This is a genomic window from Pseudomonas sp. NC02 (assembly GCF_002874965.1).
GTDB lineage: Bacteria > Pseudomonadota > Gammaproteobacteria > Pseudomonadales > Pseudomonadaceae > Aquipseudomonas.
Map to the genome: position 1 here is coordinate 1910373 of NZ_CP025624.1, position 22024 is coordinate 1932396.

Consider the following 22024-nt stretch of genomic DNA (forward strand, 5'->3'; position numbering starts at 1 on the left):
AATAGGAGGCCAAAACAGCCAGCAGGTTCAACCCAACTGCCCGATGACCACCCGATCAAACGGTGGGAGCAGCCTTGCCCCATCTTCCTGACATCCCCCCCTCCAAATGTGGGAGCGGGCTTGCTCGCGAAGGCGTCGTGTCAGCCACCCAATAAACCCACTGACACCCAAATCACCGCCCCTCCAACAACTCCCCGGCCTTATCCAGCAACGCCAGCGGATCACTGGCCTTATGAATATCCACTGACAACAACTGCCGAAACTTCCGCGCCCCCGGGAAACCCGTCCCCAGCCCCAGTGCGTGGCGCGTGATGTGATGCATCGAGCCACCTGTCGCCAGGTGTTCGGCTATATAAGGACGCAACTGCGCCAACGCCTCGGCGCGGGTGATCACTGGTGCCGTGCTGCCAAACAGCTGCTGATCCACCTCGGCCAGCAAATACGGATTGTGATAAGCCTCGCGGCCCAGCATCACGCCGTCGAAGGTCTGCAAATGCTCCTGGCACTGTTCGAGGGTCTTGATGCCGCCGTTGAGGATGATCTCCAGTTCAGGGAAATCCTGCTTCAACTGGGCGGCAACGTCGTAGCGCAAGGGCGGGATGTCCCGATTTTCCTTCGGTGACAGCCCTTCCAGAATGGCGATTCGCGCATGCACGGTAAAACTGGTGCAGCCCGCGTCCTTCACCTGGCCAACGAAATCGCACAGCTCGGCGTAACTGTCCCGGCCGTTGATGCCGATGCGGTGCTTAACCGTTACCGGGATCGAGACCGCGTCCTGCATCGCCTTTACGCAATCCGCCACCAACGCAGGGTGTGCCATCAGGATCGCGCCAATCATGTTGTTTTGCACCCGGTCGCTGGGGCAGCCGACGTTGAGGTTCACCTCGTCGTAGCCGGCGTCCTGGGCCATGCGGGCGCAGGCGGCCAGGTCAGCGGGGACGCTACCACCCAACTGCAAGGCGAGTGGATGCTCGGCCTCGTTGTGGCGCAGGAAACGTTCGTGGTCGCCGTGGAGGATTGCGCCGGTGGTGACCATCTCGGTGTAGAGGAGGGCGTTTTTGGACAGCAGGCGCAGGAAGTACCTGCAGTGCCTGTCAGTCCAATCCATCATCGGGGCGACGGAGAAGCGGCGGGAGAGTGGAGCGGTTTGTATGGGCATTGGAGATCTGAGTCAACGAGGCGAATGGTGTGCAGTTTATCAGGGAAGCATCGCGGGTGTCGGGGAGGTGTGTGATGCGCTCCTGACCATGTCGCACGTAACGTTAACGCGTGTGAAATATGCCGAGGATCAGAAGCCGACCATTGCGTCATATATCGTGGTCTTACCCCGATATCCGTTCGCCAGGTCTCCAGACGCTACTGGGTGACCTACATCGGGATCGATATCACCGGCACGGGTTCCGGCGTGGCGCAGCTGGTGAAGCAGTTCTTCCCGAACATCACCACGTTCAGCTACTCACCCGAAGTCAAAACCCGCCTGGTGCTGAAGGCTTATGACGTCATCAAAAACGGCCGTCTGGAATTCGATGCAGGCTGGACGGATATGGCCCAGTCATTGATGGCTATCCGCAAAACAATCACCGCCTCCGGGCGCATGTTCACTTACACGGCCGGTCGCACAGACGAGACGGGCCATGCCGACCTGGCGTGGGCGCTGTTCCACGCACTGCACAACGAACCCCTTGAAGGGCAGACCACGGCGAATACCGGATTTATGGAGTCCTACTGATGAGCAGACGTAAGCGCGGAACCCAGCTGGCCACCGCTCAGCCACCCGTTGAAGGGGACTTGCTGCCGCCTGAGTCCGGGCCGGTTGAAGCGTTCACTTTCGGTGATCCCGCCCCCGTGCTGGATAGCCGGGAGATCCTCGACTACCTGGAGTGCTGGGCCAATGGGCGATGGTTTGAAACACCGATGTCCATGGACGGCCTGGCGAAAACGACCCGGGCCAGCGTTTACCTACAGTCGGGGCTGAACTTCAAGCGCAACATGCTCGCCCGCACGTTCGTTCCTCACCGGCTGCTAAGCCGTCAGGCCTTTGAGCAGTTCGCCCTGGACTGGCTCTGGTGTGGCAACTGCTATCTGGAAAAGCGCAACAACATGCTCCGCAACACCATGAGCCTGTTGCCCCCACTGGCGAAGTACATGCGCCGTGGTGTGGACATGGAGACCTATTACCAGGTGCGTGGCTGGAAGGACGAGCACGAGTTTGCCCCTGGTTCGATCTGCCACTTGCGCGAGGCCGATATCAACCAGGAGATCTACGGCCTGCCGGAGTGGCTGGCAGCGCTGCAAAGTGCGTTGCTCAACGAGAGCGCCACGCTGTTCCGGCGCAAGTACTACAACAACGGCAGTCACGCCGGTTTCATCCTGTACATGACCGACGCGGCGCAGAAGGAAGAGGACATCGACTCACTGCGCACCGCGCTGAAGAACTCGAAAGGGCCAGGCAACTTTCGAAATCTGTTCGTGTACGCGCCGGCCGGGAAGAAGGACGGTATTCAGCTCATCCCGGTGAGCGAAGTCGCGGCCAAGGACGAATTCAGCTCGATCAAAAACATCAGCCGTGACGATCTGCTCGCGGCGTTGCGCATTCCACCGCAGTTGATGGGCATCGTGCCGCAGAACGCGGGCGGTTTTGGGTCGTTGCGGGAGGCTGCTGAGGTTTGGGCGGTCAACGAGCTGGAGCCGTTGCAGGCGAGGCTGGCCCAGGTCAACGAGTGGCTGGGTGAAGAGGTTGTCAGCTTCAAGGAGTTTGAGCTTCCTACGGGAGGAAAATAAGCATGGCATAGTTCTAACGTGGGGTTGAGGTGGCATTGTTCGTTCGGAGTACCGACGAAGATAAGCCCAAAAGGTGAACAGTCAGAATTGTTTAGCAAAACCACGCGATAATGCAAAGGGGACTACTGCCGACAGGACGAAATTTTAGAGGTGCTCTTAAAATGCTATCTAAACGGCGCCAAAGTAGCGATTCTTGAAAAGTTAAATGGTCGGAATCTTCATTCGACCATTTAATCTTCGAGTCATTGCTTTTGTTTTTGACGCTTCAATAATAGTTGTGGAATGAAATAGAACGCGGAGTAAGCAATGATCGGGAAACAATGAAAAACAAGTAGAATGCCGGAAGAAAATAGTGCGTAGGGAATAATGTGCCTACCTAAGAATCCCCATTTTTGAGTGAGAGTTCCTAGATCGGTTTCCTGCATGTAAAAAGCATAGATGGCAAAAAAAATAAAAGCAGTAATTGAAATTAATATTGCGGAGTATTTCGCGATAGTCATGCTTTCGTATTGGTCAGGGTCAATTATCATGGTTTTGCGAATTTTTATAAAGGTTATAACGGAGAATAGTGGGCCGAAAATACTGATGTAGTTTGTGATTAGCTTGGAGTTAAATGGAGAGTTGGATGTCCAGAATCCCACAAGTCCAAGTAGTTTTTCATTAATGAAGGTGTCTAGCTCCAAATGAAAATGTGTTTCGGGACTTGTTGGTAGTAGAAATGCAATAATGAAGATTGGAATTATCGTGAGCACGATAAATGCATATGGCATTTCGATTAATTGTTTGGTTTTTTTGGTCATTTGATTTGCATTCCGGGATCGTAAATAGATGGCGCCTTGCCAAATTTCCTAGCAAGGCGCCATCGTATCAGTTAAGAACCAAGTTGTTGATTTTATCTACAGATTTAGCATTGAATAGTGACGCTATTGCAGCCATTAGAACTGCTACAACTACCACTCCAATCGCTGTGCTACTCCATACAGGAGCCGTTAAGGCGAAGATTACGGCAAGCAAGGCACCTGCACCGATGCCTAGCGCCATGGCCTCAAGCTCCAGCATTAGCGGTTTCCAAGAGCCAGTTTCAAAACCAACTGCAGCCGCTTCTCGGACGGAGTTTGCTTGAGAAATGTAGCCTACAACACCAAACGCCTTGCCTAGGCGAGTAACATTGTCCGCAAAAGTCGCTTTGTCTAAAGCTCTGAGCGCGTCAACGACCGCTTTTGTATCTTGTGCACTCAGCCTTGTATTTGGATTGACTCTAACCTTTTCGAACGTTGTCATTGCATCATTGAAGCTTCGGATTTTACTGCCTGAGATGCTAGCCTGCATCTCGAGAGCAATATTACTCATGTTTGCGCCATACTTTTGGAGAATGCGTTCACCAGATGCTGCAGCAAAATTTACAGAGTCGATGTAATTTTGCTTTTGTTTCTCTTCTCGTTCTTTCGCTTCAGCCTCTCTTGCTCGCGCGGCCAAGTCTTTAAAGGCATTTGCCGTATCGGTTAGTTGTCGCACCGATTCTGAATGAAGAAGCGAATCATGATAGTCGGCCCAACGCTTCCCTAGATCAGTGTTTGCTTGCAATTCAACTAGTTTATGAAGAGCTTCCAGTTCTGGTTTGGACATTGGAGACTTAATGTGAGGGCTGTCACGGTTTACTGACTTATATGGTCCGATGGCTGCTGTTTCAATCTTGATCTTGGCTTCTATTGCAGTCAGGTAGTTTTGTAGCGCTTGCGAGTGTGTTGTACCTTCTAAAGGTGGTACGGACTTCACGATATGCTCTTGCAGAAAATACGGAAGTAGCTGAATTTGAAAGTCCTTTTCAGTATCAATGACAGATAGACTATTTCCAACCCAAGACGCAGTTTGATCTAGCGCGGAGCCTGGAGCGAGTTTAGCTTGATCGATTTTTTTGGCTAGCAGCGGTAGTTGGTTCACCAAGATGGTGTTTTCTAGCGAAATCCGCTTTAGTTCCAGGGCTGCTCTGTAAGCTGAATCAATCTCCGCAAGGGCTTCATTGAACTTTGCTGCATGCACACCTTCATAGATCTTTCGAAATGGCAGGTCAACCATCAAGAATAGTGGGTTCAATCCGTAAAGAGCATGTGCTGCGGGCACTTTGGCTTGATACTCATCGGTTTTTGATTTGATAACTTTAACAGTTGTTTCGAGATCCTTCTGAGCCGCGTTGATTGGGGAAAGTACGAGTCCACCTCGAGCCACAAATTTTTTTTGCTCGATTTCATTTTTGACTGTTTCTGAAAGTTTGTTGAAAACTCCAGTATATTCTTCATCAATAACGATTTTCAGATACTTGTGTTCTCCTACAAAATCATCCCACATGAATGGGGTGAGTGGGTTGAGCTTACCTGAACCACTACCTTCCCCTCGACGGGGACCGTCATACAGTCCCCAAGCCACATTGCCCATATACATCGAAGTCATCGTGGGTAGGTGGCCGGTGATGGGAATTGGACCCAGTAGATATGAGCTCGGACCAGTTTTGATGTGTGGGCCTAAGTACGTTCCAGTGCTAGACATATAAATCCCTTTAATTTGTTGATAGTGACTGTTGCTGCTTGGAAGTAAGCAGTCGCACGCACTGTATGCATGTACAGTATTTATGGCAACATACAATTGATAACCATTCGTATCAAAACATTTCAACCCGATAAGCTCGCTCGCACTTGGCGCGCGCCGTCGTCCCCCCACCACGCCTGCGGGCTAAATGAGTCGTTTTTTCTGCGCACCTGCGGATCACTCTCGGCGGCTCAGGCTGGGCGGTTGCTTGGCGTCTTGGAGGGAGCAGAAACCTGCGGAACCCTGCGAGGATGGAGGTTTTACGCAACGCTTATAAGCACGCGCGATCTGCTGAATTAAGTAGGTGGCACGGGAAAAGGGTTAGTTTTTTTTCGAAGTGGAGGGGTGGGCTTGGACGGCCCGTATTTGTTGGGGTTGAGGCCTAACTTTGATGGGTTAGGTTGGGTTAGGTTAGAGGTTATATTTTCGTAAGCTACTGTTTTTAAAGGAATTAATATACTGAATATTTAACACTAATAAAGGTTAGGAAATAACCTTACCTAACCAAAAAGCTAACCTTGTGAACTCTTCGAAAAACCCTAATAAACAAGGCTTTCAGGGCATCCAGCAAAAAACTAACCCTCCTAACCTCTTTCCCCTGGGTCAACATGAAAACGCGAGATGTGCCTAGGGCGGGGTTCTTTTGAAGCTGCGTGCTGCATTGCGCAGTACTCACGACCTTTACGTTCACGCGCCCGCACTCTCACTCAAACAGCGTCAGCTGTGGCGGTTACAGGGGATGTTGGGGTTGGGGCGACAGGCACTAGCGATAAGCACCATGTGGATATGGTTTTGGCGGCCAGACCAAGGTTAATTCAGAGGGTGAGTGGTACGAGAGTGGCACATAAGACCAGGCTCCCGGGGGCTGGTTTCCGCCAAATACAAAAGCTCGTCGGAGCGTGTCTTGGTGTGGGGAACCATTGAACATAAGCAACGTTATTGGCAACACGAACTAGCCGACTCGTGGGGCATCCGGCTTACCGAATTCCTCGTACGTCATCTCACCCAGGTAGGACAAGCTGCTCAGAATTGCATTGGGTTCAGCCCCCGCTATCTTTCTAGCGGCCACGATCATCGGATAGGGAAACTTGGACTCTACCAGCCCAACAAGGCCGGACTTGTATACGCACTTCTGTTGATTACTCATGAAAAGGCGGTGTGGCGCAATTAATGCTCTGTCCATAAAAAAGCCTGCAAATTGCAGGCTTAATATTTATCGTGTTACTAATTTGGCTATTTCATTGCCACAGCGGTGCAAAAATTCAGTTAGCTCCTCACACTCTGCCTTAGTTATACTGAGTTTTTCATTTGTCAAAGGATCAATATCAGCTTCGTGGACGATTGTGTTTCGCCTGTCTGCGATCAATTTTAATGTGGTTCGAATGACGCTATCTGGCTGTGCCATTTTTTCAGAAATCTTTTGCCATTTTTGACCTTCATCCCAAATGTAGCTTAGTCCATCGGCCACCTTTATTGGATCCTGGTAGGAAACAATTTTTAGTTTTCGAAAAATGGCTTGTTCAAAAATGTGTTCCTTTGGGGGTATTGATGCAGTAATTAAGTCGCTGTGGATCTGGATTGAAATCGGTTCCGACAAGTACTTCGGAGTAGGAGGGCGAGCACCCGTGAAAATCTCTAGCATACCTATGCGCACTAGGTCATGAATGAGCTTGTCGAATGCGCTGACTGCGTAGACTATTTGTGAACGCAGTAAGTCTTCAAAGGAAGCAGGTACAGTTACGGATGCAGTTAAGTAATCATAGAGCCCTCCCGCATGGCGAGCGCTCATGATATTTTCGTTAAAGAGAGCGAGGGCGTTACGCATGGGCTAACAAGCCCACAAGTTTGTCGGTGATATGTATGAAATGTTTATTAAATAATTCTCGCTTGGTTTGCAGCCCCGCGAGGACTGGCCCAGTCTCTGCAATATCTTCATCTGTTACCTCGAAGACGGGAACGCCGGCCTGGTGCGCCTTAGGAAGTAGCCCTTGGAAGTCCGGAACCTCAGCGAGACAGTACTGTGCTTCTATAAGTTCGGCACCGTACTCCTCAGGCGTGAAAACCATACCGACACTAGCGATTGCGTCGTAGAAATTACCACTAAGAGATGTTTTTATTTCATCAATATTGTCTCGATAAGGTCTAGCAGCTTTACCGTTTCGAATATTAAATCTTTGAATCAGGCTTCCGGAAAATTTTGGTACGCCAGGGAGGAGTGGGTAGGCTGATTCAGAAAAAAGTGGAACAGCCGTTTTTTTCCATTCAGCCCATCGAGGCAAAGTTGACCTTAATGTATTGATAGCCATAATGGAAAATGGGTCTGGATTGGTCGGAATTACGAAAGCGTGAGCAGAAAGGAAAAAGTTTTGATTGGTTGCACTTAAGCTAGGGTTAAGGTCAATTATGGTGTAATCAATTGAATACTTTTCCTCAGTCAATCGAAGCAGTTCTGAAAAAGCACCAGGCAAGTTTTGGAGCGTCGAGAGTGCGTTGTTAGAAGTTTGTGCAAACGTAAGGGATGCATCGTATTCTGATAAATTTGCATGCCCAGCTAAAAGGTACAGAGAAGGCGCTTTCTGAGGGCTGAAGCAATTCACAGCAGTGATTGGGTGAGGCTTGCCTTGGAATGCCATTGCTACGCCGTCTTTAATATTATGCAGGCGTGTTTGGTCTTCGAGATAATATTTTTCGAAATCATCCCCCAGTATTAGGCTCGTCAGGTTGCACTGTGCATCTGCGTCAACTACGAGTACTTTGTATTTTTTCGAAAGCATCCAGCCGATATTGTAAACAGTGGTGGTTTTGCTAACTCCGCCCTTGTGATTAAAAACAACAAGTCGTTTCGACATTTTTAGTCCCTTAATAGTTGGTTTTACAAGATTTTCTATCTGGATTGAGATGGCTTCAGAGGTCAGATAGACGCTGATGCGGTGCCAGTCTAAGCGAGCTGAATCGCTCAGGAAACGAAATTTTAGCTATTTGACCACCAAAAATTTTGCGCCAGCAGTGAGTATCCTCTCGCCATCAATATCGCCCTGATTCGTAAATCTGAAACATCGCAGCGGATCTGCGCAAAGCTGATGGGCTGACAGGAACGAAGAGCTGTCGTGCTTGGCGGGGGGGATAGTACAAAGGTGGTACTAGTTATTCTACGGACGGCTACAGGTCACGGCTGACGGGGTCTCTAGAGTTAGACGTTCCAGTCCATCACCGCAGCGGCTTCTAATTCAAGCTCTCGTATCCGGCTGCAAGCGACCTTTTTTGTGGTCATTCACAGATCTTAGATTGCCCAGGGTTTTAACGTTGAAGCGAGCGGTCCGGGCCGCTTATGCGATCGGCTGTTGGACCGATTCACTGGTCCATTAGACGCCGCAAACTGCTTTTCCCTCGGCAACGGTAAGCCAGCGCTTCTCGATGGCGATTGCTCGATGAAGAAGACGATGACAATTTGCGCATAGCAGAGCCATATCGGATAAGCGCGTAATTCGGGCACCTGTGCTCGCTAGTGGGACAAGGTGGTGGGCTTCAAAGTGAGCCTCCCTCAGCGCTTCATTTGAGGAAGGCGCAGGAGTAATACACATTTCGCAGAACAACCGCTCAGAATTACGTCGTGATGAAAGCAAGCGTTCTCGCAACTTTGGCTCACGCTCCCGCCGTGAGTGCAGTTCCGTGATGACACGCCCCTCAGTGAACTGGACGTCTTCAATTACTGGCTTTGCAGACTCAGATGCAACTACGCCAGCCCGAATTAGGTTGGCTAGAGATTTGGTCTTCTTGGGTGATGATCCAAATTCCAGCCAAACCGCACGGTCTGTTTCGGAAACATTGCCCAACCCTTTACCGGTTGCGACTTGCTTCAGATTCTGCAGCTTAAAGGCTACACCATCGGGGTTCCGAAACGACTCCTTCCTTGATGCCTCTGCATGATACGGAAAACGACGAAGCATTCCGGAAAGCGCCTTCACTCGCTCGTCCGAGCCGGAGGGGATTTTTCCATTCAAGTCGAAGTATAGGTCGAGCGCGAGAATCGTTTCATCGCGCGTCCAATTCGGGTTGCCGTGTCCGTGAGTACGAGCCATGACTAGGTTGTCCAATTTAGAGGTAACCGGCTGACGTTAGGCCTGCGGATGCCGGCGTAACTTACGCATGGACCGACATGTTAGACAGTATTGCGCCTGGTTCCTACCTTTGGAAGCTTGGTCCTTCCCTTCAGATTCCAGATAAGGTGCTCCGCGGACATCGAGTTGCGGTTGATCAACTCCTCTTCGATGGCGAGACGCATAGAGTCCGGCTCCACTAGAATCGCAGTAATTCCGATTTCCGCCCCTGATTCGATTACAGCTCTAACTTCGAGCAATTTCGATTGAGTCCTTTTTGACTTCTTGAAGAGGTGCTCCGCAATACGGGACCAACCCGACTTGAAGCTCCTCTGGCCGATGTACATCAGTTGCCAAGTTTTGCCCTCTTCTCGCTTCCACAGGGCGTAAATGTTAACTGGACTGGTCCCTAGCGAAGGTGGAAGCCGATTATTCTCTAGTTCGTGCCTGTCGGAGTAGCCGATGGGACAAGGTTCTGCATCCACGAGGCTCTTCTGCGCTTCCGCGATCAGAGAGCTGATGTCTATTTTAAGTGTATTCATTTCGTCTTACGCCTGAATTAAACCACACTATAAAACACCGTAATCAAACGGCAAGGCCTGCCGCAAGCGATGACCACTTTTTGCCGATGTCTGTCATTTGTAAACGCAGTTAGCTATAGCGGAAAGTCGATTGAGAGGGCTTCGTGGTACAAAATTGGTACGGAGATAATAGATAACTGCTGCAAGCCTTTATTTTTAAGCTCTTTAGCGTAAGTCGATCCAATCCATCATCGGAGCAACGGAGAAGCGACGGGAGAACGATGGCGTTGGTGCTATAGGTGAGGACATTAGGATCTGAGATGGATAAGGCGAAGGGCGGACAGTTTAACAGGAATGGGCGTGGTGCCGTGGTGGCCAGTGCCAGAGCTCCAGCCACCCTGGCACGGTTTTCAGCTTATTTCTTCTTTTTGTCGGGCGCCTGAGTCAGCGCCGAAGCCGCCACCGATTTCACATCCGGCGGAGTGGTGGGATCCGCCAGCAGCTTGGCTGCTTTTGAAGCGACGCTTTCACTGGTTTTTTCGTCTTTAGCCATTATTGAGCTTCCCTCTACGTAGGCCGCAGGCTCATCTGAATTGATGCCTGGTCGGCTTTAATATGTAGGGGCTAACCGTTGATATCGCCAATCAGAATATGTGCCGGGATAATTCGTCGCCAAAACGACATCAACCTGAACCGATCCTGTCCTACGGCAAAGTTTCATAATTCTCACCGGCATTGAGGCCTACGCTCAGCCCATAAGCCCAAAGGGAACTGAAAAAATGATCTCCAACCTCGTCAAAGTCGTGATGGTCGCAGGCACGTTGCTCTTGGCCGCTTGTTCGTCGGGTTCATCGGGCATGAGTAGCGACCTGAGTAGCGACCCTTGTTATTCAGGGGGATGCCAGGCGTTTGGGGACCACAGCCCCAGCAAGGCCGCCAAGATGAATTTTGGCGGCAGTGCGCTGGGGAGCAGTTACGGGGAGTATGGTTCGGGGTTGATGCATGATGACTGACTGAGCGGGTGGGGCAGTCATTTACTCAGTGACTGACCCACCGCTTTCGCGAGCAAGCCCGCTCCCACATTGGATCGTGGAAGGGCTTTAGTGGCCGCCTTTCATACGTCGGGCGATCAGGTAGATGCCCAAGCCTACCAGCGCCGTAGCCGCGCCAATGTAGCCCGTGCTGGTCCACCCATACCCCGCCGTAATCGCCATCCCACCGAACCACGGCCCCAGCGCATTCGCCAGGTTGAACGCCGCGTGGTTGGACGCCGCCGCCAGGCTCGGTGCTTCATGCGCAATGTCCATCAAGCGGATTTGCAGCGGCGCGGCCATGGCGATCATGGTGCCGACCAGGCCGATGCCCAGCAGCACGCTCCACAGCGAACTGGCGGCGAAGGTGAAGAAGATCAGCACGGCCATCGACCACACCATAATCCAGCCCACGGCGCGAAATTGCAGACGATCAAACAGTTTGCCGCCGGCGATGTTGCCGATGATGCCGCCTACGCCAAACGCGGCCAGACCGAATGGGATCCACTGCGGCGAGACTTTGGTCACTTCGAGCATGGTCGGCGCCAGGTAGCTGAACACGCAAAACATCCCGGCAAAACCAATAGCGCCAATGGACAGCGCCATCCACACCTGCGGTTTGGTGAAGGCGCGCAGTTCTTTGCGCGGGTCGCTGCGGGGTTCGTCGTGGCGATCCGGCACGAATTGCCAGACCAGCGCGATGGTGCACAGGGCGATAGCACTGACCAGCGCGAACGCCGAGCGCCAGCCAAAGTGTTGACCGAGGAAGGTGGCGATGGGGTTGCCGAGCAGCATGGCCAGGGTCAGGCCCATCATCACCCGCGCGACCGCGCCGGCACGTTTGTCGTTGGGCACCATGCTGGAGGCGACCACGGCGGCGATGCCGAAGTAGGCGCCGTGGGGCAGGCCGCTGATAAAGCGGAAGGCCACCAGCGAGCCGAAGGTCGGGGTAAACGCCGTGGCGAGGTTGCCCAGGGCATAAAGGCCCATCAGCAATAGCAGCATGTGTTTACGCAGCAACTTGGCGCCGAGGATCGCCAGCAGCGGGGCGCCGACCATCACGCCCAGCGCATAGGCGCTGATGGCGTGGCCCACTTGCGGTTCGCTGAGATTGAGGTTGTGGGCGATGTCGGGCATCAGGCCCATGATGGCGAATTCGCCGGTGCCGATCGCAAAGGCGCCCACGGCCATGGCCGCTTCCATTTTGGCGGCGCTGCGCGCGGGCAGCACGTGCCCGGGTGTTTGCTGGATAGTCATGGGTAACTCTGTTTGATGAAGTGCACGAAGGACAGCCGCCGATGCTACGCAAGCAGCGACGAAGGTGTCTAGAACAGCGTGTTGCGCGAGAGTTCCATCGGCGCAAGCAGTGCGGGGCTTTGAGATCCGTCTTATTCAACTACCCTCTCGCCACGCTTACTCTTTTGGCGATGAAGCTCAAACATTTCCTGCAACCACTCGACTCTTCTTTTTCGACGCCCAAGGCCGCGCGCAAGTTGTTGCGGCTGTTTGCCCTGGCATTGGTGCTCGGCGTGTATGTGGGTGCCTACAGCTACTTGCGTGCGGCGTTGAATGAGGAAATTTCGCTACGGCGCAGTTATATGAATGAGGCGATTTCCGATGCGCAGAGTTTTTTTGTCAGCCGCCAGACGCTGCTCAAAAGCCTCGGCCTGTCGACGGTTCGTCATGTCACGCCACCCGTGGGCAACCTCAATAATGTGCCGGCCGAAGAGTTGCACATCACCTTGGGCGAGGCGGGCAATATCTGGAGCCTTTGGCTGACTAGGCGCCTGCTTGATTACCTGCAGGTCAACCAGGTCAACCTGATCTACGTCGCGCAGCGCGCCGAGCCGGTGGTGGAGCGCCTGTTTACCGTTGGGGCGGCCCCGGAGAATGTGCCGCAGCCGGTATTGCAGCGGTTGATGGCGGTGGACACCGGCAAGGTCTCGGTCAGCGATGAGTTGTGGCTGACTGAGCAGAGCCGCCTGGATTCACCGCTATACATCTTCACCCGCCTCGACGACCGTAGCCCCACGTCGGGTTGGCTCGGGCTGGAGGTGGACGGCCCGGACCTGATCAACGCCCTGCAGCATGAAAAAGCCGGGGACTTCATGTTGCTTGACGGCGCCGGGCAGCTGATTTTCAGCAGCACGCCTCATCAACCGTCGGCTGCGCAGGTGCTGCGCCAGTATCACGCCACGGCCAGCTTTGGTTGGGAAGGCAGCCGCTGGCTGCCGGATCGCTTGGCCATTCGCAAGCACCTGGGTTACTCCCAGTGGCAGATCGTCTACAGCCTGGAGCTGAGTTCACTGTTGCCCAGCCTGGCCATGCCGTTGCTGCTGTGCCTGCTGTTGTGCGCAGCGGCCAGCTTGTTGATGGTGCGGTTGGTGCGGCGCATCGATCAGCGTTTGATTATCCCGGCAGCCAATCGCATCGAAGCGCTGGTGGAGAGTGAGGCATTCAGCAGTGCGGTGATTCGCATCGCGCCAGTGGCCTTGTGCGTGCTGCGCCGCAGCGACGGCGAGGTAGTGCTGGAAAACCCCCTGTCCCGGCAATGGCTGGGCAACGGCCACGAGCGCCAGCAACTGTGTCACGGCTGGATTCGCCGCGCGTTCGATGAGTCGGAACAAAGCAGCACCGACGAGCTGCAAATGGCCGACGGTCGTCACCTGTACCTGAGTTTCGCGCCAACCCGTTACCAGCGTGAGGAGGTGCTGATCTGCGCCTTCAGCGACATCACCGAACGCAAGCAGGTGGAGTTGGCCCTGCAGCAGGCGCGCACGCTGGCGGACGCGGCGAATGAGGCCAAGACCCTGTTCCTGGCAACCATGAGCCATGAAATCCGCACGCCATTGTATGGCGTGCTGGGCACCCTGGAATTGCTTGCGCGCACCGACCTTAACAGCCAGCAGCGTGGCTACCTGAATGCCATCGAGGGCTCGTCGGCGAACTTGCTGCAAATGATCTGCGATGTGCTGGACGTGTCGAAAATCGAAGCGGGACAACTGTCCCTAGAGTTCAGCACGTTCTCACCGATCGAGTTGGTGCAGGAAGTGATCCAGGGCTACGCAGGCGCCGCCCAAAGCAAGGGCCTGCAGTTGTTCGCCTGCCTTGACCCGCAGTTGCCCGACCACGTGAGCGGGGATGTCACACGCATCCGCCAGATCCTGAATAACCTGCTGAACAACGCGCTGAAATTCACCGAAAGCGGCCGGATTGTCTTGCGTCTGCGCCTGGAAAGCCGTGAAGGCGAGCGCACGATGTTGCAGTGGCAGATAGTCGACACCGGCAAGGGCATCGCCGAGGAAGACCAGCGGTACCTGTTCGAGCCGTTCTTCCAGGTCAGCGGCAATGCGAATGTGGTCGCCGGCAGCGGCCTGGGCTTGTCGATCTGCAAGCGCCTGATGCACTTGATGAACGGCACCTTGCGGGTGGTCAGCGAACCGGGCCTGGGCAGCAGCTTTTCCTTCACCTTGCCGCTGGAGCAAGTCAACGACGACGACCAGGCTCCCTGGGCGCAGCCGCTGCTCGGCGAGCGGGTGTATGTTGTGTCGCCGGTGCGTGAGCTGGCGGAAAGTGTTGGCGGCTGGTTGCGTCGCTGGGGCGCGCGCGCGCAACTCGGTGCGCCGGAGTCCGCCGAGGCCGACCCCGGCGCGGTATTGGTCGAGCTGTATCCCGGCCCGACCGAGCCCGACCAGTTGCTGCATTGGTCCGGGCCGCGGGTGATGGCCGCGGTCGACGAGCATGGCGCTTATCCCTGGCAGATCGGCCTGAACAACCTGCAGGCGCTCAACCGCGCGGTCAGCCGCGCCCAGGGCAGCGAAGAGTTGTTGTCGCCGAGGATCAGCGAGAAGCCCACCGAGTTCAGCCTCAACCTGCGCCTGCTGGTGGCCGAAGACAACCTGATCAACCAGTTGATCCTGCGCGACCAGTTGGAAGAGCTCGGCTGCAGCGTGGTGCTGGCCGGCGACGGCATTGAAGCGCTGTCACTGTGGGGTGATACCGCGTTCGACATGATTCTCACCGACGTCAACATGCCACGCATGAACGGCTATGAACTCACCGAACAACTGCGTCGCCTGGGTTGCTCACTGCCGATCATCGGGGCCACCGCCAACGCGATGCTCGACGAAGCCGAGCGCTGCCTGAACGCTGGCATGGACCATTGCCTGGTCAAGCCGTTCACCCTGCGCGCCCTCTACCAGTGCCTGCATCGCTATCAGAGGAGGGTGCTTTGAGCGCCTATCGCGTACTCATCGTGGAAGACCATCCTTTCCAGCATGAGTACTTGATCAACGTCTTCCAGGCCATCGGCGGGTTTGACGTCGATGTGGTCTGGGATGGCGCCACCGCGCTGCAACGCCTGGCCCGACAGCGCTACGATCTGCTGCTCAGCGACTTGATGATGCCGGGGATGGACGGTGTGCAACTGATCCAGCACTTGGCCCGCATGCACGCGCCGCCTGCGCTGGCGCTGATGAGCGTGGCGTCGCGGCGCATGCTGGTGGGCGCCGGGCAGGTGGCCGGGAACCTCGGCCTGACCGTCGCCGGGCTAATCTCCAAGCCGGTGCGCGAACGCGAGGTGCGCACCCTGCGCGATTGCCTCGACAAACTCGCCGAGCAGGCGCGCACGCCGTGTTGCCACCGGGGTGTCAGCCATGCCCGGGAGAACCTTGAGCGCGCCTTGGCCAATGGTGAAATCCAGGCGTGGTTCCAGCCGAAAAAATCCCTGCATGACGGGCGCATCGTGGGCGCCGAAGCCCTGGCACGCTGGGTGCACCCGGTGGAAGGGTTATTGATGCCCGGCGCGTTTCTTGACGACATCGAGCGCCTTGACCTGGAAACCCGCTTGCTCACCTGCATTCTCGGCCAAACCCTCATCGCCCAGGCCCAGTGGGCGCAACTCGGTTACCGGCTGCCGGTGTCGATCAACCTGCCCACGCATTTGCTCGACCAGAGCGACCTGGTCGACCGCCTGCTTGCCCAGGTGCAAAGCCGCGACGCCGAACCCCGGCAAATTACCTTCGAATTGATGGAAAGCTCCACCACACGGCTGCCCAGTAACTACTACGCTGGAGCATGTCGCTTGCGCATGATGGGCTTTGGGTTGGCGCAGGATGACTTCGGCAAGGGGTTCAGTTCCTACTTCAACCTGGTGTCGACGCCGTTCAACGAGGTCAAGATCGACCGGTCACTGGTGCATGGCTGTGCCGAGAACGAAAGCCTGGCGTCGGCCTTGCAAAGCATTGTCGAGCTGGGCCGCAAACTCGGGCTGACCACCATCGCCGAGGGCGCCGAGACCCAGGCGGAGCTGGCGATGTTGCGGCGTATCCGCTGCGATCAGGTGCAGGGTTTCCTGATCTCCCATGCCGTGGCGGCGGAAAAATTCAGCGCCCTGTTAATCGAGGATGGCCCTGCGCCAGCACTTATGTGAGTGGCCAGGGTCACACAGTCAAGAAGCCCGAAGGAAGGGTCGCCCGGTCAGCCGGGCGTTATTGGCCAATGCCGGGATCAAGCATAGGCCCCATATCCTGATTCAGGCTTCTGCGGTACTGACGATGAAACATGCAAGTCTGCGCCTGGACAAGCTGGCGCAAAGCTCTCAACGCTTGAACAAAGCCCTGTTATTGCTCACGGGGCTCGCCTTGTTGCTGTCCAGCAGTTGCTATTGGGCGGTGTCGCGGTTGCTCGACGCTGAACAGGAAAAGGTCGAGTTCCACTTCGCCCGCGTGGTGGAGATCATCCATGAGCACGAGGCGTTCCTGCGCAACGTGGCCAGTGGCTACAGCCGCAGCAACGCGCCGCCGCTGCCGGCCGTGCAGTCGACCTCGGTGGTGGAGTTGCAGCACGAAGGCGGGCAGGTGGTGTTGCAGGCCAAGGGGTTTGCGATGTCGCTACCCTTCACCTTGTCCCACGCCGAGACGTTCTCGGCGGATGACACGCGCCGGGCACTGGCGTTTGGCGTGCAACTGACTGACTACTACGGCGGCTACTGGGCCAGCTCGTTTTACGCCTCGCCGCAGCTGTTCGTGTTCACCCCCAATGCCGTCGCCAGCCTGGCCGTGCCCGGCGTGGGCGGCTTGCGCCAGCACCAGCCATTGTTGCGCGAGCAGTACCGCGACGTGGTGAGCCGCTTGCAGCAACTGCAACAGAGCCAAAGCCTCCTGCTGACCGACAGCCGCGTGCGCTGGATGCGTGCGCCGCCGCAGTTGTACCAGAACAGCCGCAGCGTGGTCGCGATGATCGGCCTCGACGCGCCTGCCGCCGTATTGCCGGCCAATCAGCCTCAGGGCCTGCTCACGCTGGCGGCGGTGGTGGACACCTCGCAGGTCGACGAAATCGAGCGAGTACTGCAACTGTCGGTCTACAACCAGTTCACCCTGATCTCGCCCCAGGGCGACGTGTTGCTCGGCAGCCTCGGCGATGAACACATGGCGCCCCTGGGCCTGAGCTTCAACAGCCAGGGTTTGCGCTTCAAGATGCTCAGCGAGGGTGGCGAGCACTGGACCGGCCTGTACGCCATCAGCTATCAGGATTTCCTGCGCTACGCCAAATGGCCGCTGCTGGGCCTTGGCCTGACGTTTCTGGCGGCCGTGCTGCTGGGCTGGTGGATCAACCATTGGTACAAGACCCGCATCGTCAGCCCGGCGCAACGCGCGCAGGAGCGTCTGTTCGAGAGCGAGGCATTCAACCGCATCATGCTGCACAACGCCCCGGTGGGATTGTGCGTAGTGCGCCGCAGCGATCACCAGTTACTCCTGGAAAACCAGCGCGCGCTGCAATTGCAGGGCACCGCACCGCTGCTCGACGTGCTCAAGGCCAACGATGGCCCGGACACCCCCGGCGAGATGTGCCTGGCGGTGGAGGGGCGGTACTTGCAGGTCGTGGTGGTGGCGGCGCGGTACGAAGGTGAGGACGTGTTCCTCTGCGGCTGCAACGACATCACCCGACACGTGGACGAGGCCCAGTTGCTGACCCAGGCGCGCCAGGAAGCCACCGAAGCCAACGAGGCCAAAACCGTGTTCCTGGCAACCATGAGCCATGAAATCCGCACCCCGCTGTACGGCGTGCTCGGCAACCTGGAACTGATGGCCCTGACCGACATGAGCGAGCGCCAGCGCCACTACCTGGAAATTATCCAGGGTTCGTCCACTGTGCTGTTCCAGTTGATCAGCAACGTACTGGATGTATCGAAAATCGAATCCGGGCAAATGGCCGTGGAAGCGGCGCCGTTCAGCCCGGGCCAGTTGGTGGCGGAATCGGTGTTGGCGTTCAGCGCGACCGCGCGCAATAAAGGCTTGCAGATCGATGCCGAGATCGACCCGCTGCTACCGCCGCAACTGCTTGGCGATGCTGGCCGCATCCGGCAGGTCCTGCATAACCTGCTGGGCAACGCGATCAAGTTCACCGACTCCGGGCGCGTGCGTTTGCGCCTGATGGTGCAGCAACTACTTGACGATAAAGTGACCCTGCAATGGCAGGTCACTGACACCGGCGTGGGCATTCCGGAAAAGGCGCTGGACCAGTTGTTCAAGCCGTTTTATCAGGTAGCGGGCGACCAGGACGGCAATGGCGCCGGCCTGGGCCTGTCTATCTGCTCGCGCTTGAGTGAGTTGATGGGCGGCAGCATGCGCGTGGTCAGCGAGCCAGGGTTGGGCAGCAGTTTTTCGCTGTTCATCACCTTGCCGGTGCTTCAGGAAACCCTGCCCTCTGCGGAACAACCGCCGATGCCGCCGTGCCTGGACGCACCGTGCCTGAACGTGCGCGTGCTGGTCGCCGAAGACAACCCGGTCAGCCAGGCCGTGCTGCAAGAACAGCTCGAGGCCCTTGGCGCCCACCCCACCGTAGCGCGTGACGGCGAGCATGCGCTGCAAATCTGGGGTTCGCAGCCGTTCGACCTGGTGATCACCGACATCAATATGCCGCGCCTCAACGGCTACGACTTGGCCCGCGCGTTGCGTGAACAAGGCGTCCAGGTGCCGATCATCGGCGTCACCGCCAATGCCCTGCGCGAGGAGGGCGAGCGTTGCCTGGCGGTGGGCATGAACGCGTGGGTGGTCAAACCGCTGAGCCTGAGCATGCTGCGCCAGGCGTTAATGGCGCACTGCCGGCGAGCCACGGCCTTGCCGGTGGTGCAGGTGGACCGGGACCGCGAAGGCTGGATCGAGCTTTCCCCGGCCATGCGCCAACTGATGGCCGACACGTTGCTGGTGGATGTGCAGCAGATCGAACAAGGCCTGACGGCCGGCGATGCCACCCTCGTACGTGAGCGTTTGCACAGCCTCAACGGCGCGCTGGCCAGTGTGCGTGCCGGGGAACTGTCCAGCGCTTGTCAGGCATGGGAGAACACCCTGTACGACGCACCGCTGGATACATACGCCACCACGCAGATTCGAGGCGTGTGCGCACGGCTTACAGCGGTTGCGCAGTGCTTGCTGGCAGAGTCGCAAACTTGATGAAAGCCCATTACAAGGAAGATAAAGAATGCGAGAAATGAACGTTGTGATCGCCGATGACCACCCGATCGTACTGGTGGGCGTGCGCGAAATTGTGCAGCGTGATTCACGCTACAGCCTGGTGGGCGAGGCGGTCAGTTCCAGTCAACTGATCGAGCAGTTGCGCAAGCACCGGCCGCAAGTCCTGATCACCGATTTCAACATGCCGGGTGACGACACCTATGGCGATGGGTTAAAGCTGATCGAGTACATCCTGCGTCACTTTCCCGCGACCCAGGTGCTGGTGCTGACCATGATTTCCAACAGCCTGATTCTCACCCGCTTGCAGGAATTGGGTGTGGCCGGGGTGATCCAGAAGAACCACCTGCACGGCGAGATCGAAAAGGCCCTCGGCGCGATCAGTGCCCAGCGCAGTTACCGCGCACCGGAGCCCGCCGCGACTTCGGTCTTGGCCAATGTGACCCAGGTGCAGGCGCGCTTCCAGAGCCTGTCGCCACGGGAGATGGAAGTGCTGCGTTTATTCGTGACGGGCATGAGCGTGAGCGATATCGCGCGGCAGTTGAGCCGCAGCAACAAGACCGTCAGCGCGCAGAAGATTTCGGCCATGCGCAAGCTGGAGGTGGACAGTGACCAGGCGCTGCTGACCTATTGCATCGAAGCCCGGCAGTTTCAGTAATCAGCGGTACGTCATCTGCATCAACAGGGTGGCTTTGTAGCTACCCGCCTCGGGCAGCTCGCCCAGGGACACGGGCTTGACGCGCAGGGTCAGCGCCAACGGTTCGTCTTCTACCGGCCAGGTGCCGGTTTGGCCCAGGCCGATCCCCGGCTTGTCGGTCTTGTCACGCAATTGCACCTGCAACCCCAGGGATGGGAGATTGGTGAGCAGCACCGGGCTGACGGTGAGGGCCCGGGCCATGCCCGCCGACAAACTCAGCTCGACCTGAGCGCCCGCCTGACAGTCGAAGACCAGCGGCACATCGGTGGCGACGGTGCTGCCGTCGGCCAACTGGTTGAGGTTGACCTTGCCCAGGTCCACCTGTTGCGTACTCGGAAACCTTGCGGTGCACGGCGGTGCGGTCAGCTTGCCGCTGACGTCGATCTGCGCTTCTTCCGCCGCTTGCGCAAGGGCGGTGCTGGCTACGGCCAGCAGCATCCAGGCGAGCGCTTTCATAGGTAATTGAGGGTCATGACCATCGACGAGGTGAACGCGCCCGGCGCCAGCGTGCCGCGTTCGACCAGTTGCGCCTTGAGGCTGATATCCACGTCGCCGCTGAGGTTGGTGTATTTCTTGACGGTGCCATTGAGGTTTGCCGCCGTGTTGTCCGCCCACAGCAACGACACACCGAGGTTATCCGCCGTGGTCTTGGCCACGGTGGAGGTGTAGGTGCCGTTATTGGACGTGAAGCTGACATTTAGCGAAGAACCCGACGAGCACTTCAAGCGCACCGGCACTTCCACAGTGCCGGTGGTCGCCACCTGGTCAGTACGCACGTCGCCAAATGCGGCGGTCAGGGTTGTGCCGGTACTCAATACGCACGGTGGGCGGGTGAGGGTGCCGCTGACGGTGATATTCACCACGTCGGCAGCGTGAGCGGTGCTGCTGAGCAGCATCAGGGCGAGCAGTGGAGTTTTCATGGCAAGGCCCTCATTGATAGTCGATGTTCAGCGTGTATTGGCTCTGAAACGCACCCGTCGGTGATTGCCCGGCCGCCAGTTGTGGCTTGAAGCTCAGGTTTACGTCATTGCTGCCCACGCGTAACTGCATAAAGCGCGGGGTAGTGAAGTTCACCGGGTTCAGGGTGTCGGTCCACAGCGCCTGCATGTTCAAACCTGCCAGCGAGGTGCGCGTCACACCGGTAGTAGGGCTGACTACCGTCTGGTTTGGAAGCAGGTAGACGTTGGCTCGCATCTGCGCCGAGCATTTAATTGACACTGTGGTCGACTGCATCTGGTTATTGATGTCGCTGTTGCTGATAGAGCCGAAGCGCAGGTTGACGCTGCCGGGTGAACTCAGGCTGCAGGCAGGCGGGACTACGGTGTATGAAAACCCTGTGTTAAGAAACCACTCGCCATAACCCAGCCAGTTTTCCGAGGTAACGCCCAGCAACACCCCTATCCAACGTGTGCCTGCAGTTTGGGGTGCTGTGCCCACCAGAATGTAGCGGTAAGGCACCACAGTATTAAGGGGTAGAGGCCGGCAGTAGCCGCCCAGGCAATTGCGGCTGTATTGGCCGATATTCAGATCGTATAAATAGATGTTGTTATACGGGTCGGACCATCTCAACGGGGCTTGATTCGGGCCGCTCATGTAGTTGATTCGCGTATTTAAACCGGCTGAATAGGGGAATGCGCGGCGAACGGTGCACGTGCCCTCGAAGACGATCCTGATCGCCTGGCCCGGTGTAAACGTGTAGCCGCCGCTCGGAACGCCTGGCACTGTGCAGTTGAGATTCCCTTCGACCAACGCTTGCGCCTGTTGTGAAAGGCAGCTCAATACTGCGCACAACAGCGCAAGCATCAGCCGTCCACGCACCTTATGTGTTGCTTTAACGATCATG

General features: G+C 56.4%; 18 protein-coding genes and 1 pseudogene. 7 read left to right on the top strand and 12 right to left on the bottom strand.

Annotation, left to right across the window (positions count from 1 at the left end; translation table 11 throughout):
- Positions 1-172 precede the first annotated feature (172 nt).
- Entirely contained in the window at positions 173-1159 is a 987-nt protein-coding gene (gene dusA / locus C0058_RS08895) for a tRNA dihydrouridine(20/20a) synthase DusA (protein ID WP_102368397.1), read from the bottom strand.
- A 174-nt stretch (positions 1160-1333) separates the two neighbouring features.
- Between dusA and C0058_RS08900 the strand changes: the two are divergent.
- Both C0058_RS08900 and C0058_RS08905 read left to right on the top strand, forming a co-directional pair.
- A pseudogene (locus tag C0058_RS08900) lies at positions 1334-1729 on the top strand (terminase); the annotation flags it as partial.
- The gene (locus C0058_RS08905; protein ID WP_102368398.1) at positions 1729-2781 is read left to right on the top strand and encodes a phage portal protein; all 1053 of its coding nucleotides are present in this window, start codon (positions 1729-1731) and stop codon (positions 2779-2781) included. The pseudogene C0058_RS08900 and the gene C0058_RS08905, both read left to right, overlap by 1 nt.
- A 242-nt stretch (positions 2782-3023) precedes the next feature.
- Here C0058_RS08905 and C0058_RS08910 read toward each other — a convergent pair whose 3' ends face one another.
- The 7 genes from C0058_RS08910 to C0058_RS32765 form a co-directional block, all read right to left on the bottom strand.
- On the bottom strand, positions 3024-3581 hold the full coding sequence (locus C0058_RS08910; protein ID WP_063032225.1) for a hypothetical protein: 558 nt from the start codon (positions 3579-3581) through the stop codon (positions 3024-3026).
- Between the two features lie 67 nt (positions 3582-3648).
- Positions 3649-5220, bottom strand: coding sequence for a colicin-like pore-forming protein (locus tag C0058_RS08915; RefSeq protein WP_158660276.1), 1572 nt, complete (start codon positions 5218-5220; stop codon positions 3649-3651).
- 1357 nt (positions 5221-6577) lie between these two features.
- On the bottom strand, positions 6578-7153 hold the full coding sequence (locus C0058_RS08925) for a HEPN domain-containing protein (protein WP_256579562.1): 576 nt from the start codon (positions 7151-7153) through the stop codon (positions 6578-6580).
- A gap of 28 nt (positions 7154-7181) precedes the next feature.
- Positions 7182-8213 (bottom strand): ParA family protein, encoded by a 1032-nt coding sequence (locus tag C0058_RS08930; RefSeq protein ID WP_102368402.1) that lies wholly within the window; start codon positions 8211-8213, stop codon positions 7182-7184.
- A gap of 513 nt (positions 8214-8726) precedes the next feature.
- Positions 8727-9443: an HNH endonuclease gene (locus tag C0058_RS08935; RefSeq protein WP_102368403.1), complete on the bottom strand. Its 717-nt coding sequence runs from the start codon at positions 9441-9443 to the stop codon at positions 8727-8729.
- Between the two features lie 80 nt (positions 9444-9523).
- Entirely contained in the window at positions 9524-10003 is a 480-nt protein-coding gene (locus C0058_RS08940) for a hypothetical protein (RefSeq protein WP_102368404.1), read from the bottom strand.
- A 394-nt stretch (positions 10004-10397) separates the two neighbouring features.
- Positions 10398-10535: a hypothetical protein gene (locus tag C0058_RS32765; protein ID WP_167410166.1), complete on the bottom strand. Its 138-nt coding sequence runs from the start codon at positions 10533-10535 to the stop codon at positions 10398-10400.
- Between the two features lie 226 nt (positions 10536-10761).
- On the opposite strand from C0058_RS32765, the gene C0058_RS33000 reads away from it, so the two are divergent.
- Entirely contained in the window at positions 10762-10995 is a 234-nt protein-coding gene (locus C0058_RS33000; protein WP_102368405.1) for a hypothetical protein, read from the top strand.
- An 87-nt stretch (positions 10996-11082) separates the two neighbouring features.
- Here the strand turns inward: C0058_RS33000 and C0058_RS08950 are convergent, their stop codons facing one another.
- Entirely contained in the window at positions 11083-12270 is a 1188-nt protein-coding gene (locus C0058_RS08950; RefSeq protein WP_102368406.1) for an MFS transporter, read from the bottom strand.
- Positions 12271-12440: 170 nt separating this feature from the next.
- Here C0058_RS08950 and C0058_RS08955 point away from each other — a divergent pair, with 170 nt between their 5' ends.
- The 4 genes from C0058_RS08955 (at position 12441) to C0058_RS08970 (ending at position 20142) form a co-directional block, all read left to right on the top strand.
- Positions 12441-15248 carry an ATP-binding protein gene (locus C0058_RS08955; RefSeq protein ID WP_008437634.1) on the top strand — a complete coding sequence of 936 codons (2808 nt, stop codon included), beginning with the start codon at positions 12441-12443 and terminating at the stop codon, positions 15246-15248.
- Positions 15245-16444 carry an EAL domain-containing protein gene (locus C0058_RS08960; RefSeq protein ID WP_102368407.1) on the top strand — a complete coding sequence of 400 codons (1200 nt, stop codon included), beginning with the start codon at positions 15245-15247 and terminating at the stop codon, positions 16442-16444. The genes C0058_RS08955 and C0058_RS08960 overlap by 4 nt, the downstream gene beginning before the upstream one ends.
- Before the next feature lie 124 nt (positions 16445-16568).
- Positions 16569-19466, top strand: coding sequence for an ATP-binding protein (locus C0058_RS08965; protein WP_087693699.1), 2898 nt, complete (start codon positions 16569-16571; stop codon positions 19464-19466).
- A 28-nt stretch (positions 19467-19494) separates the two neighbouring features.
- Positions 19495-20142, top strand: coding sequence for a response regulator (locus C0058_RS08970; protein ID WP_017477281.1), 648 nt, complete (start codon positions 19495-19497; stop codon positions 20140-20142).
- Here C0058_RS08970 and C0058_RS08975 read toward each other — a convergent pair whose 3' ends face one another.
- The 3 genes from C0058_RS08975 to C0058_RS08985 are packed head-to-tail and all read right to left on the bottom strand — an operon-like array spanning position 20143 to position 22023.
- Entirely contained in the window at positions 20143-20637 is a 495-nt protein-coding gene (locus C0058_RS08975) for a fimbrial protein (protein WP_003218900.1), read from the bottom strand. It lies immediately after the preceding gene.
- A complete protein-coding gene (locus C0058_RS08980; protein WP_003218898.1) occupies positions 20634-21101 on the bottom strand; it encodes a fimbrial protein in 468 nt (155 codons plus the stop codon). The genes C0058_RS08975 and C0058_RS08980 overlap by 4 nt, the downstream gene beginning before the upstream one ends.
- A 10-nt stretch (positions 21102-21111) precedes the next feature.
- On the bottom strand, positions 21112-22023 hold the full coding sequence (locus C0058_RS08985) for a fimbrial protein (RefSeq protein WP_256348246.1): 912 nt from the start codon (positions 22021-22023) through the stop codon (positions 21112-21114).
- Position 22024 lies beyond the last annotated feature (1 nt).

Excerpts from the sequence above, each read along its gene's own strand:
- C0058_RS08955 (WP_008437634.1), top strand. The coding sequence starts at position 12,441 with ATGAAGCTCAAACATTTCCTGCAACCACTCGACTCTTCTTTTTCGACG.
- C0058_RS08925 (WP_256579562.1), bottom strand. The coding sequence starts at position 7,153 with ATGAGCGCTCGCCATGCGGGAGGGCTCTATGATTACTTAACTGCATCC.
- C0058_RS08940 (WP_102368404.1), bottom strand. The coding sequence starts at position 10,003 with ATGAATACACTTAAAATAGACATCAGCTCTCTGATCGCGGAAGCGCAG.
- C0058_RS08915 (WP_158660276.1), bottom strand. The coding sequence starts at position 5,220 with ATGTATATGGGCAATGTGGCTTGGGGACTGTATGACGGTCCCCGTCGA.
- C0058_RS08970 (WP_017477281.1), top strand. The coding sequence starts at position 19,495 with ATGCGAGAAATGAACGTTGTGATCGCCGATGACCACCCGATCGTACTG.
- C0058_RS08935 (WP_102368403.1), bottom strand. The coding sequence starts at position 9,443 with ATGGCTCGTACTCACGGACACGGCAACCCGAATTGGACGCGCGATGAA.
- C0058_RS08930 (WP_102368402.1), bottom strand. The coding sequence starts at position 8,213 with ATGTCGAAACGACTTGTTGTTTTTAATCACAAGGGCGGAGTTAGCAAA.
- C0058_RS08980 (WP_003218898.1), bottom strand. The coding sequence starts at position 21,101 with ATGAAAACTCCACTGCTCGCCCTGATGCTGCTCAGCAGCACCGCTCAC.
- dusA (WP_102368397.1), bottom strand. The coding sequence starts at position 1,159 with ATGCCCATACAAACCGCTCCACTCTCCCGCCGCTTCTCCGTCGCCCCG.
- C0058_RS08985 (WP_256348246.1), bottom strand. The coding sequence starts at position 22,023 with ATGATCGTTAAAGCAACACATAAGGTGCGTGGACGGCTGATGCTTGCG.
- C0058_RS33000 (WP_102368405.1), top strand. The coding sequence starts at position 10,762 with ATGATCTCCAACCTCGTCAAAGTCGTGATGGTCGCAGGCACGTTGCTC.
- C0058_RS08905 (WP_102368398.1), top strand. The coding sequence starts at position 1,729 with ATGAGCAGACGTAAGCGCGGAACCCAGCTGGCCACCGCTCAGCCACCC.
- C0058_RS08950 (WP_102368406.1), bottom strand. The coding sequence starts at position 12,270 with ATGACTATCCAGCAAACACCCGGGCACGTGCTGCCCGCGCGCAGCGCC.
- C0058_RS08975 (WP_003218900.1), bottom strand. The coding sequence starts at position 20,637 with ATGAAAGCGCTCGCCTGGATGCTGCTGGCCGTAGCCAGCACCGCCCTT.
- C0058_RS08965 (WP_087693699.1), top strand. The coding sequence starts at position 16,569 with ATGAAACATGCAAGTCTGCGCCTGGACAAGCTGGCGCAAAGCTCTCAA.
- C0058_RS08910 (WP_063032225.1), bottom strand. The coding sequence starts at position 3,581 with ATGACCAAAAAAACCAAACAATTAATCGAAATGCCATATGCATTTATC.
- C0058_RS32765 (WP_167410166.1), bottom strand. The coding sequence starts at position 10,535 with ATGGCTAAAGACGAAAAAACCAGTGAAAGCGTCGCTTCAAAAGCAGCC.